At 34.2% G+C, this 13,073-nt stretch carries 14 protein-coding genes; 8 read left to right on the forward strand and 6 right to left on the reverse strand.

Features of this window, described 5'->3' with window-relative positions; all coding sequences use genetic code 11:
* Positions 1-79: 79 nt before the first annotated feature.
* The 3 genes from H6F39_RS19210 to purS form a co-directional block, all read right to left on the reverse strand.
* Complete coding sequence (locus H6F39_RS19210; protein ID WP_190397237.1) at positions 80-2,881, reverse strand: hypothetical protein; 2,802 nt, start codon at positions 2,879-2,881, stop codon at positions 80-82.
* Positions 2,882-3,001: 120 nt separating this feature from the next.
* A complete protein-coding gene (gene purQ, locus H6F39_RS19215; protein ID WP_137907943.1) occupies positions 3,002-3,673 on the reverse strand; it encodes a phosphoribosylformylglycinamidine synthase subunit PurQ in 672 nt (223 codons plus the stop codon).
* Between the two features lie 56 nt (positions 3,674-3,729).
* Entirely contained in the window at positions 3,730-4,008 is a 279-nt protein-coding gene (gene purS / locus H6F39_RS19220) for a phosphoribosylformylglycinamidine synthase subunit PurS (RefSeq protein WP_028083786.1), read from the reverse strand.
* A gap of 135 nt (positions 4,009-4,143) precedes the next feature.
* On the opposite strand from purS, the gene H6F39_RS19225 reads away from it, so the two are divergent.
* Together H6F39_RS19225 and H6F39_RS19230 are read left to right on the forward strand one after the other, a co-directional pair.
* Positions 4,144-4,530 (forward strand): Fur family transcriptional regulator, encoded by a 387-nt coding sequence (locus tag H6F39_RS19225; RefSeq protein WP_137907944.1) that lies wholly within the window; start codon positions 4,144-4,146, stop codon positions 4,528-4,530.
* Between the two features lie 391 nt (positions 4,531-4,921).
* Complete coding sequence (locus H6F39_RS19230) at positions 4,922-5,143, forward strand: ferredoxin-thioredoxin reductase variable chain (RefSeq protein ID WP_137907945.1); 222 nt, start codon at positions 4,922-4,924, stop codon at positions 5,141-5,143.
* 8 nt (positions 5,144-5,151) lie between these two features.
* On the opposite strand, the gene H6F39_RS19235 is transcribed toward H6F39_RS19230, so the two are convergent.
* Together H6F39_RS19235 and H6F39_RS19240 are read right to left on the reverse strand one after the other, a co-directional pair.
* Positions 5,152-5,373 carry a hypothetical protein gene (locus H6F39_RS19235; RefSeq protein ID WP_137907946.1) on the reverse strand — a complete coding sequence of 74 codons (222 nt, stop codon included), beginning with the start codon at positions 5,371-5,373 and terminating at the stop codon, positions 5,152-5,154.
* Positions 5,374-5,397: 24 nt separating this feature from the next.
* On the reverse strand, positions 5,398-6,189 hold the full coding sequence (locus H6F39_RS19240) for a YdcF family protein (protein ID WP_190397238.1): 792 nt from the start codon (positions 6,187-6,189) through the stop codon (positions 5,398-5,400).
* Between the two features lie 810 nt (positions 6,190-6,999).
* Here H6F39_RS19240 and H6F39_RS19245 point away from each other — a divergent pair.
* The 6 genes from H6F39_RS19245 (at position 7,000) to H6F39_RS19270 (ending at position 12,243) form a co-directional block, all read left to right on the forward strand.
* The gene (locus tag H6F39_RS19245) at positions 7,000-7,677 is read left to right on the forward strand and encodes a response regulator (protein ID WP_137907948.1); all 678 of its coding nucleotides are present in this window, start codon (positions 7,000-7,002) and stop codon (positions 7,675-7,677) included.
* Between the two features lie 249 nt (positions 7,678-7,926).
* On the forward strand, positions 7,927-8,643 hold the full coding sequence (locus tag H6F39_RS19250) for a sensor histidine kinase (RefSeq protein WP_137907949.1): 717 nt from the start codon (positions 7,927-7,929) through the stop codon (positions 8,641-8,643).
* A 128-nt stretch (positions 8,644-8,771) separates the two neighbouring features.
* A complete protein-coding gene (locus H6F39_RS19255; protein WP_137907950.1) occupies positions 8,772-9,728 on the forward strand; it encodes a ribonuclease Z in 957 nt (318 codons plus the stop codon).
* Positions 9,729-9,781: 53 nt separating this feature from the next.
* On the forward strand, positions 9,782-10,258 hold the full coding sequence (bcp, locus tag H6F39_RS19260) for a thioredoxin-dependent thiol peroxidase (protein WP_137907951.1): 477 nt from the start codon (positions 9,782-9,784) through the stop codon (positions 10,256-10,258).
* Positions 10,259-10,433: 175 nt separating this feature from the next.
* Positions 10,434-11,060: a restriction endonuclease subunit R gene (locus H6F39_RS19265; protein ID WP_137907952.1), complete on the forward strand. Its 627-nt coding sequence runs from the start codon at positions 10,434-10,436 to the stop codon at positions 11,058-11,060.
* A 13-nt stretch (positions 11,061-11,073) separates the two neighbouring features.
* Positions 11,074-12,243, forward strand: a complete 1,170-nt coding sequence (locus H6F39_RS19270) for an IscS subfamily cysteine desulfurase (protein WP_137907953.1) — start codon at positions 11,074-11,076, stop codon at positions 12,241-12,243.
* 134 nt (positions 12,244-12,377) lie between these two features.
* Here the strand turns inward: H6F39_RS19270 and H6F39_RS19275 are convergent.
* The coding region (locus H6F39_RS19275; RefSeq protein ID WP_190397239.1) for a restriction endonuclease at positions 12,378-13,073 on the reverse strand (696 nt) is incomplete at its 5' end.

Genomic DNA, 13,073 nt, shown 5'->3' on the forward strand with positions numbered 1-13,073 from the left:
TTCCTCAATATGGGCTGCAACTATTTTTTCTCGGAGATCCACTGAATATGCTTTCATGACAGTATTATCTTTATTATTACTAACTGTACCTCATAACTTCGGAAACTGCTGTATTTAATAATGTCGCATAAGACATCACTCCATGATAATTTACATCATTCGCAACTTGTAAACCATTAAACAAATTAAAAAATATCACAGATTGTTTATTTCTATCCTCTTCTAAACTAGTCAGCTCTAGGGTATCTTGAATATATAATGATGTAGATGTTACCTTACTTTTCATTTTCACAACATAGTATTTTTCAAAAAACATGGGATAAATTTTAATATCAGGTTTGTCTTTTATGAATGCGGTAATCACATTTTTGGACATGAAAAATAATTCTTCATCTTTGACAGTTTGGGTAATATGTAATGTACTGCTATAGGGAACTTTTGCTATATAAACAAAATGTCTGTACCCTTTTTGATAAAGTTTGTTGACATTATCAACTATTACGGTAGGATATTCAAACATATTTTCATGATCATTAAAATTTTCTGAAAAGGTTTTAAAAAGTTGAAATCTTACACTTTTAGCTTCCATTTGTAAGGTAAGAATTTCTCCCATTAAATTAGATTTTTTCTCTTTTATTCCCCATTTACTATCACTTTCTCGACTGGAAACTATGATAATTGCAAGTTTATCTAGTTCCTTAAATGAACAGTTATCAGTTGAAGAGAAAATGAATTTTTTGGGAATAACTGAATATAATGAACTGAGAACATTAGGAATTTTAAAGTTAATTTGCTTTTGACTATCAGTAATTACTATTCCCTGTTCATTACTGCGATATCCATCATTAAATAAGTGGGATAATACCTTAGTTAAGGAAACTATAAATTTCTCAATAATCACATTTTCATCTGTTTTTTGTTTGAGATGTATTCTTAACAAAGGAATAAATATCTTAGTTTGTTTTTCTAAAATGACATGAAGACAAATATACGCTAGTAAACTGTAGGTAATTTTGTAAATTATTTGTTGATGATTTTCTAGTTTTTCAGTTTCCAAACGATGGGGAAAAATTAGTAGTTTACGATGTTGTAAGTTTTTGTTATAAAAATCTTGACATCTTTTATCTTGCATCCCTAAAAATATCGCTGGTAAAACTTTCACAGATCGAGGAATATCATATTCCATTGTGAATGTTTCTTTATCTTCTGTTTCTAAAAAATGAAGTTCACTAATATTGATATTTGCGCGAAGTGTAATAAGTAAGTTGGCTTGTGTGGTTGCATTTCCTACATTGATATATTTTAAACAGTCTTTAAAGTTTTTTCTCAATGCTTCTTTAAATATTGTTTCTCTGTCATTGATCCTATCAATGTCATTTTCTAAAATACTGTTTTTTACGGAAATATGTACAGGATAGTTTCCACTGGGAAATGAAGTTTCTCGTTTAATTAAATTCCTGAGAACTTTTTTGAGAACATCAATTTTATGTTGAATTTTATAATCATTAAATCCTTTACGCAAATTTATTAATAATTTCTTTTTTGCTTCTTCATCATTACCTTGTAAAGTTGATAAGATAATATTTACTTTTGCTAAAGGATCATATTCTAATTCTTTTCGAGGATCATAATCTACTGCGGTAGGATCTTGACGAGATGCAAATATGAAATAATATAAAAATGCAATCTTCAGGACTTGATACGCAAAACCGCTGTTTTCTGATTCATTCCCAACTGCTTGTTGATGTTCTTTAGGATTTAAAAGATTCAGGTTATAATCAAAAACTGTTCTACCACCATAAGTTTGTACTTTACCATCAAATTTCAACTTTAACCCAAAGGTAAATTCTATTTTCTCTTTACCAGGATCTTCTGTTTCTCCTAAAAAACCTTCAATCTTGGGAATAATTGGTAATATATCATACGCTTCACTGCGAGAAAACATACTTTGATAATTAACTGATTTTCCTGCATAATTAACTTCATATTCTCCATCTGCTTTATTACTATCGTTAATATAGTCTTCTAATAAGTACAGTCTTCTAATTAAATCCTGTAAATATATCTTACCTTTAAAGTTGTCATCACTAGCATTTTCATCAATATTTTCTAGGAGAAATTCTAAATATTTAATTTTAGCTAATTTTTTTAATTTCCCTAATGTTTCTTGGTTGACTAGATTTTGTACACTGTAAATATCTGAGTTGGGATTTTTGGCTAAGTTGTCAATAATATCTTCTAGTTCTTCTCTATCTTGTGAATTTATATCAGCAAAGTTGACATCAAGATAATTATTGATTCCTGTTAATAATGTTGCAGAAAAATCACGAGGTTTATCTACAGAAATTTTGACTTTATGTGCTTTTAATAGTTGTTTATTTGGACTATTTTCGGTTCTCTTGACTGTTAATCTTTGTTTTTGGAGATTTTTCGCAGGAAGAAATGGATAGGTAAAGTTTAAAAGGGTTTCTTTGGTTTTTTCATGTTTATTATATTGTCCTTTAAATGTCTGTAAATCTGTTAGTAATTGTTGAATAAATTGAAATCTATTTATTAATTGATTTGCTGGATTTTTCTGAATTGCTGCTGTTAGATGTTGCTGAATATAATCAGTAATTTCTTTAATTCTCTCAATAAATAAATCTTGGGAATTGGCACTAAAATTCAGAGTAGCAGCGCGTACTGCTCTTTCGTTTCCTAATGGATTAGTTGGGTTTAATTTAATTACTTCATTAACTACTTGATTAACATCAATTAGTAACCGTTGATTATCCTCAGAAATGGTAAAGATTTGCTGTTCTTTTAACACTTTTAAAATCTTGTCCAATAAATCAGTATAATCAACATTAGCTAAGTCTGAATTTGTGATGATTCTATTCATTTATGCCCCCTGGTTTCGCCATCAAAATTACACTTATTAAATTATAAACCTTTAAGTCTTGTCAAGTCAATACATAATACCAAGAAAAATCCCCGACTTCGGTGAGAGGTCGGGTATCTGTTACACCAAAGCTGCTACCTTCCCCAACAAACCCTGAAATAAGCGTAAACCGTCGCTATTACCTAAGACTTGATCTGCTGCTCTTTCTGGATGTGGCATCATTCCTAATACATTACCTTGAAGATTGCAAATCCCCGCAATATTGTTAAGTGAACCGTTGGGATTTTCTTGATAACGAAATAAAACTTGCCCGTTGGTTTCAATTTCTGCTAAAGTGGTTTCGTCACTGTAAAATCGCCCCTCTCCGTGGGCAATGGGTAAAGTTATCACTTCTCCTTGCGTATAACCATGAGTCCAAGGTAAATTATTACGCTCTACCTTCAGGGGAGAGCGATCGCAAATGAAGTGCAGGTCTTGATTTCTCGTCAATGCCCCAGGTAACAAACCAGACTCAGTTAATATTTGAAACCCGTTACAAATACCGATGACAAATTTACCTTGTTGTGCATGAGCAATCACTTGCTGCATAACTGGAGAGAAGCGAGCAATCGCACCACAACGTAAATAATCACCGTAACTAAAGCCACCAGGAACAATTACCACATCTACATCAGTAATGTCTGTTTCTTGGTGCCAAATCATACGAGTTGGTTGCCCTAGCAATTCTCTGGTAACATAGGCGACATCACGATCACAATTAGAACCTGGAAAAACTAAAATACCGAATTTCATAATTAGTCAGTGGTCAGTAGTGAAATAATTAGTGAAATAATTACCAAATTAAAATTTCAAAATGCTCCCGTTTGTGATTCGACTTCAATCAAATCAAAGCGATAATTTTCAATCACGGGATTTGATAGCATTTCGTAACAAATTTGATTTAAGTCTCGACGCGCTTTCATTTCATCTGGTGCGACAATAATTAACTCAATGTATTTACCAATTCTCACCTGTTCCACATTATCATATCCCATTTGTGTGAGGCCAGATTGTACAGCCACACCGGCGGGATCTAATACTGAATTTCTCAGGGTAACAAAAATTTTAGCTAAATATTTTCTTTGCATGAGGCCTTTGCTAAAAGCTGCGATCACTATACTATAACTTTTATGTTGCAACTGAGTGAAAATATAATTAGGATTTAGCAATGTAGGGGTAATTCATCAATTACCCTTACTATAGATACAAATTTATAAATACCCATGAGAAACATTCGCACCCGTAGTCAAGAAAGGATTTTAAACCTGTTAAAAAATATTAAACACAGCATTTCCGCTCAGGATATTTACGTAGAATTACGTAACGATCATCAAAGTATAGGTTTAGCAACCGTTTACCGTTCCCTAGAAGCTCTGAAACTAGAAGGCTTAGTACAGGCGCGAACTTTGGCAAATGGTGAAGCCATTTATAGCTTAGTACAACAGGATAAACATTACCTAACTTGCTTACAATGCGGTATTTCCATACCCATTCATCAATGTCCTGTCCACGAACTAGAAAGACAATTGCAAACCAGTCATCAATTTAAAGTTTTTTATCACACCCTAGAGTTTTTTGGACTGTGTAACAAATGTCAAGGAAAAACTTGACTAAGTAAGTTGGCATGAAAAAACCAAACTGTGTAAAGGAATGTAAAATAGATTTATTTGGATACCATAACTTACATTACATATTCTGAATTTAGCTATAAACATCCGTAGATAATGATATACCTAAGGAGGAATTAACTTGATTTAAGCTTTATATTATCAAGCACTACAAATATTTCAGGTTAAGAACTGACAAAACCCAGACTCAAATACAAATCTGGGGTAATTTTGTTCAAAATGAGAATAATAACTGAATGTGTTGTAAAATTAGATTTGTTATGAAATCATGGTGGATTTGTCTTAGTCATCTATAGCTGAAAAGTAAATTCAGCCAAGATAGCTATGGAGATGGTTGTGGAAAAACAAAAGTTAGATACAAATAAATGATACTATGAAAGTAGGCGATCGCGTGCGTGTTAAAGAATCAGTAGTGGTTTATCATCATCCTGAACATAAAGGTCAGTCCGTTGATATCCGGGGTACAGAAGGGGAAGTAGCCGCCATTGTCACCCAATGGAATGGGAGACCTGTCAGTGCTAACTTCCCAATTTTGGTGCAGTTTAGTAAAAAATTCAAAGCTCATTTACGCGATGCTGAACTAGAAATTATCTAAGTCACCAATTAGCGGCGACAAAACCAGGCCATAATATTTAGTTCGCCGCGCATCTTAGCTAAGTCTTGACGGTTTTGGTTTGCGGTTAGATAATACCATTCACAATGCTTTTTAAAGTCAGAACGGGTATTAACTTCATAATAAAATTCCCGCGCTGTTTGATGAACAGCAAATATTTCCTCAACTTCGGGTTGAGGGGAGGGAAAAATGTGTGGTAATTCTTTACTCATAAGGTAATGGGGGATAAGTAATTATTAAATCCAGCCGCGTAGCCAATAAATAAAAATACCCAGATACTCTTTGAAAGCAACTGTAAATTCGTGCAAATTATCAGTATCTGGTAATAATTTGAGAATAGCAGATTTGGGTGTGCTAGTAAATTCTTGTAAATCATCTTGACTAACAAGAAAGTCCGTGGGTGTGGGAATGACATCAATACCTTGACGGTGAAAAATTTTCAAAGCTCGTGGAGTGTGCATTGCAGAGGTTATTAATAATACCTTTTTAATCTGACGCTCTGCTAATATTTTACGGACATTAACCGCATTTTGATATGTATTCAGAGAATCTGGCTCTTGGATAATTACCTCAGAGGGGACACCAATAGATGTAAGAATAGTTGCCATATCTGCTGATTCTGGAGAACCACTACCACGCCAGTCAATACGACCTCCGCTGAGGATAATTATAGGGGCTTTTTTCTGAAAATAGAGTTGAGCAGCATAAATAATGCGATCGCCAGCTTCACTTAAATCTACCGTTGGACGCGGCCAAGTTGCTGATTTAGTTCCTCCACCCAAGACCAATATAGCTTCAGCCTTGGGAACTTGGGAGGAGGGGATATTTTGCCATTCTAGACTGCGTACCATGTATTTTGCCACCCAAGCATTACCGCAGAGCAGTAAGATAGCTAAAGATAGAGAAATGGCTATAGTCGCAATGCGGGGACGTTTCCGCAAAGTCACCAAAGCTACAATTAAACTCACACTAGCTAATCCCAAAGGGTAAAAAAATAGTGGTAATAGTTTAGACAAATATAAAAACATATTTACTCTCTTGGTTTCATTATAGCGGAAACTTAGTGATCAATTAGTATCCTAACCCGCCTGGGAATGAATTCCCAGTCTAATAGTTCAAGTCCACTAAAGTGGACTAAAAGCGTTTTCCAGTCGTCTTGAGACGACTCTTGTTATGAGACTGCTATATAAAACCTAAACAAAACCAGACTTTACTTTCTACTTCAACAGGAGTGTTTGGGATGTGTCCCACCCTTAGGGAAGCTACAGTAGACTTACACGCTGTAGCCAAACGCGATAGGTTAATTTCTGTATTTATAGCTACAGCCATTTCAAAACCACAGTTTTCACCGTGATAAGTTTTTTCAGATCAAGAAAGATGTTCTTTTTTGTGTCCACAATGAGAACAGGTTTTACTTGATGGATAAAATATATCAGCGATTATGATTTTACAACAGTTTCCCATAAATTCTTCTTTGTATACAAGGAAATATTAAGAACAGGAATCACAGTTTTAGTGATGGTTTTATGTGGTTTACGTTTCTTCATATAGTTAAATTTATTGATCACAATCTAATTACTTAATAGCTTGCATAGCACCAGATACTATATCTGTCAAAACTGTTATTAAGACTAATCTATTGTTAAATAGAGATAATCTTTATTGTCATAAATATATCTGGTAATCTTAGCATTTTTCAAGATTTTTTTGTGGGGTGAGGGGTCATACCCCCCATAGTAAATCATTTATAGGTAATAGAATCTAGTAAAAAGCAATTGATAGTAGTAGATAGCAATCGAAATTTGTTAAGTGTGTAAATATGGAGACAATGATTAGATATGAAACAAGTTTTATCAAAAAAATCAAGTTTAAAATTTATGGTCATTGATGATCACGAATCAGTTTTAAATGGAACAGTTGAAATACTACGAAAAAACTATCCTAGTGCTGAACTTAATATTGCTACAAATGCTAGTCATGCTTTAGAGGAAATTGCTATTTTTCAACCTGATTTGCTAGTTATGGATCTTTCCATACCTGAAAAATTAGAAATGACAGCGCGAGTTGATACAGGTATTCAATTTCTGAAAGTTTTGATGGAAAATTATTCTCATCTAAATCTTGTTGTTCAAAGCGCTCACGTGAAAACACTAGTGCGTATTCGTCCTTATATTGATAATCATCAAGGAGGCTTTACTGTCGCTGATAAAAGTCTTTCTACCGCAGAAATGTTAACTAGAGTTGATTGGGCATTACAGGGATTAACTCACACAAAAGATATTAAAGGAATACACTCAGGGTTAGAGATAAAACCAGAGTGGTTGCAAGTGCTGAATTTAGCTTTTGAACAAGGATTACAAGATAAAGTAATTGCTAAAAATATGTGTATATCTGAACGTATGGTACGCCATTATTGGAGTAAGTTACAAGACGCTTTAAGCATTTACCCAGAAGAAGGTAAAAACATCCGTATTCAAACAGAAATCAAAGCTAGAGCGGAAGGATTAATTGATTAACTAATAAATAAAGTTAGTAAAATTAATCAGGTGTTTTCCATAATTAAGTTATTAATACTGGAAGATCAGCTTATGCAAACCCAAATGTTTAAAAAATTCCCAAAAAAACTTTGTTTTGTTTCTGGAGGAAAGTTAGCAGGAATTATCATTACTATTTTTAGTTTAGAGTTCATTAGCTATTTTTTTTTAATTTGGGATTCCTCAGGTTCTCTGATTTCAGCAATGTTTATTCTAGTTATAAATTGCATTATGCTTATAGCTTTATCTTATTACAACAAAGCGTTGAAGTCCATAGTTAAAGTTCGTCAAAATCTAATTGAACTAAAAATAGAAACTATTCATAATGGACCATTACAAAGTTTAGCTAAAGTTTTAAAAATAGTCAAAGGACAAGATTTACCAGTTAATAAATTACTACCTTTAATAGAAACAGAACTTGAAGAATTAAATCAAGAATTACGAGGAATGTATGAATTTTGGCAACAAGAAAGTCTTACCCAGGATACCAGCCTTTATCTAGGAAATAATCTAGTCATAGATTTGCGAAACCCTTTACATGAAATTCTCTATCAAGTTTATAGCTACACCTTAGATAGAGATTTTCCCTGCTTTAAAACCCTGAAACTAAAAATGCACAATTTTGAACCTATCCATGACAGTAATTTAAGTATTCAAAATAAGCGAGGACTTTGCCGATTTTTAGAAGAAGCCTTGTGTAATGTTGGTAAACACGCCACAGAAATCACCTGTTTACAAGTTAGTTATTCTGTATCTCAAGGACGTTACACCCTCAGCATTATGGATAATGGTTTAGGAACTTATTCATCAAGAGAAGGTTGGGGAACAAAACAATTTAAAAAATTAGCACAACAACTTAAAGGTAAATTTAGACGGGTTTCTCTTTATCCTCAAGGTACTCTTTGTGAGTTATCTTGGCCTTTACCAAGTTCTTTTTGGTGGCAATAAACATTGCTAAAATTAGAAAAATTAGAAAATATTGATGTTTTGATTTTTCCAATAGCTAACCTTGCCAATACTGTGCCAAGATAGATAATTAAGAACTATATTGAGCAAAAGGAAAGCTAAAAAACGCCGTGCAAATTACATTCTTAGGGACGAGTTCTGGTGTACCTACAAAATCACGCAATGTTTCTAGCGTGGCGCTGAGGTTGCCACAACGGGCAGAATTGTGGTTATTTGACTGTGGAGAGGGAACTCAGCATCAAATTTTGCGAAGTGAGTTAAAAATTAGCCAACTATCCCGGATTTTCGTCACCCATATGCACGGTGATCATATTTTTGGCTTAATGGGATTACTTGCTAGTTGCGGTTTAGCCGGTAATGTGGATAAAATTGATATCTATGGTCCATCGGGCTTAAACGAGTATTTGCAAGCTGCTTCCCGTTACTCCCACACTCACTTTTCTTACCCCATTAAAGTGCATACTGTTCAACCAGGGGTAATTTATGAGGATGAGGAATTTACTGTTACTTGTGGTCTTTTACATCACCGTATCCCCGCCTTTGGCTACCGGGTAGCAGAAAAAGATAGAACCGGACGCTTTGATATAGACAAAGCCAAGGCCTTAGAAATTCCTTCTGGTCCAATATATGGTAAACTTAAACGCGGTGAAACAGTTACACTAGAGGACGGAAGAGTAATTAATGGTAGTGAACTATGTGGACCCATAGAAATTGGACGAAAAATTGCCTATTGTACAGATACAGTTTATTGTGAGGGTGCAGTGCAACTAGCTATTGATGCAGATGTATTAATTCACGAAGCTACCTTTGCCCATCAAGATTCAGACATGGCATTTCAAAGACTACATTCTACAACTACAATGGCTGCACAAACAGCTTATGGTGCGGGAGTTCATAAACTAATTATGACTCATTTTAGTCCGCGTTATGCTCCAGGAAATAGCATTGAATTAAAAGACTTACTAAAAGAAGCAAGGGCGATTTTTCCTAAAACAATTATGGCTCATGATTTTATGGTTTATGATGTCCCTCGTAGACGAGAAATTGATTTAAATGTCAGTGAATAATTTCCCTATTATTCAATAATTTTCAATTATCCCTAATTTTTCCTAGACTAATTATGAGCAATATTCCCCAAATTGGACAACCTGCACCGGATTTTTCTACCCCAGACCAAAATAATCATCTAGTCAATCTTGCTGATATAAATCAGTGGATAGTTCTCTATTTTTATCCTAAAGATAATACACCGGGCTGCACCACCGAAGCACAAGACTTTACAGAATTATCCTCTAAATTTACCGCAGCGGGGGCAAAAATCATCGGTGTTAGTCCAGATTCTGCCGCATCTCATTGTAAATTTATAGACAAACACAATTTATCAATTACCCTATTAACTGATCCTGAACATCAATTAATAGAAGCTTATGGTGCATGGCGTTTAAAGAAGTTTATGGGTAAAGAATATATGGGAGTTGCCCGTTCAACTTTCCTAATTTCACCTGATAAAATTATCGCCTACGTTTGGCCTAATGTCAAAACAAAAGGTCATGCTGAATCTGTACTCAAAAAAATTAAGGAATTAGCAGCTATTTAAAGTTTTATGGTCTGATTCGTCGGATTTTGTTGATATAGCTGTGATTTCTCACCGTTAGACATTTGATTTTCCAAATGTTAATTAATTTAAACTTTACTTTACTGAACTATGTTAATGAAATAATATAACCATTCCCACCTTATACAATAGGAATATCAATTATATTCTTTGTATTATGGTTCAATTCATTCAAGCGCGAAATATAGGCATTGCCTATTTAGAAGCAAGGTTTAGTCTAGAACAAAGCGACAATGCCGCATTTTTTCCTGAATGGTGGGAAAATTTACCAGAAATCTCTGATTTAGAAAAACAATATCTAGACAAAGTAAAATTGCATTTTCTCCGATTAGTGAAATATCCTCCTTTATCGGAAGAAACAGTAAAGTTAGTAGTTTTATCTCCCTTACTCAGTTTAGCTGGATTTTATGATGAACCTTTCCTGATTAGAAGTGAATCATCAATAGAAATTGCGGTCGAAAATGAAGACGAAGTTATCAGAGGTAAAATTGATGTTTTAGTTATCCAACAACAATTATGGTTATTGGTAATTGAATCTAAAAGAACTGCTTTTTCTCTTGCAGAAGCCATACCCCAAGCACTTACTTATATGCTGGCTAATCCTGATCCTGATTATCCTGTATATTCATTAGTAATCAATGGAGAAGATTTTCAATTTATCAAACTTATGCAAAAAGATCAAGCTAGATATGCTTTATCAGACAAATTCACTTTGTATCGTCGAGAAAACGAACTTTATCAAGTTTTCCAAATCTTAAAAAAACTAGGTCAAATTTTGAATTAACTGTGAATTAATTATGTCCAGTCGTCCTATCTACCTCGATTGTCATGCTACTACCCCGGTTGATGAACGGGTAATGGCTGCTATGATTCCCTACTTTACAGAAAAGTTTGGAAATGCGGCTAGTATTAGCCATATTTACGGTTGGGAATCAGAAGCTGCTGTTAAACAAACACGGGAAATTTTAGCAGCAGCAATTAACGCAACTCCAGAGGAAATTGTTTTTACCAGTGGTGCAACGGAAGCGAATAATTTAGCTATTAAGGGTATTGCTGAAGCTTATTTCCAAAAAGGTCAACATATTGTAACTATTGCCACGGAACATAAAGCAGTTTTAGATCCTTGTGAATATTTAAAAAATCTGGGTTTTAATCTCACCGTTTTACCAGTCGAAAAAGATGGATTAATTGACTTAAATCAGTTAGAAAAAGCTTTGCGTGATGATACAATTTTAGTATCTGTAATGGCTGCCAATAATGAGATTGGGGTTTTACAACCAATCGCTGAAATTGGGGAAATGTGTCGTCAACGGCAAATTATTTTGCACACAGACGCAGCCCAAGCTATTGGTAAAATACCTTTAGATGTGGAAGAAATGAATATTGATTTAATGTCTCTCACAGCCCATAAAGTTTATGGACCAAAGGGAATTGGGGCTTTATATGTTCGCAGACGTAACCCAAGAGTTAAACTTGCTTCTCAACAACATGGGGGAGGACATGAAAGAGGAATGCGTTCGGGGACTTTATATACACCGCAAATTGTCGGTTTTGGTCAAGCTGTAGAAATTGCAATAGCCGAACAGGAAACAGAAAATCAACGATTAATAGAATTAAGAGAAAGATTGTGGAAACAGTTATCTAATGTCGGAGGAATTTACTTAAATGGACATCCTCAAAAACGATTAGCAGGAAACTTAAATATTAGTGTTGAAGGTGTAGATGGTGCTGCACTTTCTTTAGGTTTACAATCAATAGTAGCTGTATCTTCTGGTTCTGCTTGTTCTTCTAATAATGTTGCCCCTTCCTATGTTTTGAAGGCCCTGGGACATTCAGATAAGTTAGCTTATGCTTCGGTGCGATTTGGGATTGGCAGATTTAATACAGTTGAGGAAATTGATCAAGTTGCCCAACAGGTAATTTCTACTGTGCAAGGTTTAAGAAGTGCATCAGTAGTTAGTTGTTAGAAGCAATTATTTTTTCAATTTAGTTGTTGGGAAAGGGGGGTTAATAAATTTTTGATTTGTGTTTTAATTTGTGGAAAAGATTCTGGTCTGGGTTAACTGGAATTTTTTCCATATTCATTTATTTTCCTTAATTTTCAGGAATGGGGAAATAAATTCCCCTGTTCTCCTATATCTTGATTTTCCCTTTGTGCTTTCTTAAATGTCAATTCTCCCTGTTTCATATCAAAAAACTCTGGTCGCTTCTGTGCTGTTAATAATTCTTCAATAGTTAAAATTTGCACTTTCGCGTAATTTCTGCCATTTCCAGCTTTATAAAAACCTGAAGATGCTGCTTCTTTAATCATTGGTTGACTGGGAGGTGTGAGAGTCACAAACAATCCTATTTCTGCCTTATTTGTCTCCATTGTACCGCGTAAATCTCTAATCATCGCTGGGTTAAGATTTTTCCCACCTTTAACACTGACAATAATCTTTTTCACAGCAGTTTTATTTGATTTTTTGATATCAATAACATCTTCAAAAAATATCAATCCATCAATACCACCATCTGCACCTTTCTTTTTATCTTTATATGGTTGTGCATTCACAAGAGAACAAGCCCACCATTCAAACTGATAAGGATCTCTTGTAAATAAATCTTCGGCTGCTGCTAAATCTTGGGGTGTACCTTCTACTTCAAATTCAATCCCTGGAACTAACTTTTGATTTTTATTTTCATCTTCAATAAATTTGTTAGGAAAGGCATCTCTTAATCGTTTTTCTATTAAAGCAATTGCTAAATGAGTAATATCAATACCGATCCAATTTCTCCCTAAATTTTCTGCTGCGTG

Source organism: Dolichospermum sp. FACHB-1250 (assembly GCF_014696335.1).
Classification (GTDB): Bacteria; Cyanobacteriota; Cyanobacteriia; order Cyanobacteriales; family Nostocaceae; genus Dolichospermum; species Dolichospermum planctonicum.

What these genes read in the sequence shown, in the direction of transcription:
- H6F39_RS19240 (WP_190397238.1), bottom strand. Translation starts at nt 6,189, where the DNA reads ATGTTTTTATATTTGTCTAAACTATTACCACTATTTTTTTACCCTTTG.
- H6F39_RS19265 (WP_137907952.1), top strand. Translation starts at nt 10,434, where the DNA reads ATGGTTCAATTCATTCAAGCGCGAAATATAGGCATTGCCTATTTAGAA.
- purQ (WP_137907943.1), bottom strand. Translation starts at nt 3,673, where the DNA reads ATGAAATTCGGTATTTTAGTTTTTCCAGGTTCTAATTGTGATCGTGAT.
- H6F39_RS19235 (WP_137907946.1), bottom strand. Translation starts at nt 5,373, where the DNA reads ATGAGTAAAGAATTACCACACATTTTTCCCTCCCCTCAACCCGAAGTT.
- H6F39_RS19250 (WP_137907949.1), top strand. Translation starts at nt 7,927, where the DNA reads ATGCTTATAGCTTTATCTTATTACAACAAAGCGTTGAAGTCCATAGTT.
- H6F39_RS19270 (WP_137907953.1), top strand. Translation starts at nt 11,074, where the DNA reads ATGTCCAGTCGTCCTATCTACCTCGATTGTCATGCTACTACCCCGGTT.
- purS (WP_028083786.1), bottom strand. Translation starts at nt 4,008, where the DNA reads ATGCAAAGAAAATATTTAGCTAAAATTTTTGTTACCCTGAGAAATTCA.
- bcp (WP_137907951.1), top strand. Translation starts at nt 9,782, where the DNA reads ATGAGCAATATTCCCCAAATTGGACAACCTGCACCGGATTTTTCTACC.
- H6F39_RS19230 (WP_137907945.1), top strand. Translation starts at nt 4,922, where the DNA reads ATGAAAGTAGGCGATCGCGTGCGTGTTAAAGAATCAGTAGTGGTTTAT.
- H6F39_RS19210 (WP_190397237.1), bottom strand. Translation starts at nt 2,881, where the DNA reads ATGAATAGAATCATCACAAATTCAGACTTAGCTAATGTTGATTATACT.
- H6F39_RS19225 (WP_137907944.1), top strand. Translation starts at nt 4,144, where the DNA reads ATGAGAAACATTCGCACCCGTAGTCAAGAAAGGATTTTAAACCTGTTA.
- H6F39_RS19245 (WP_137907948.1), top strand. Translation starts at nt 7,000, where the DNA reads ATGAAACAAGTTTTATCAAAAAAATCAAGTTTAAAATTTATGGTCATT.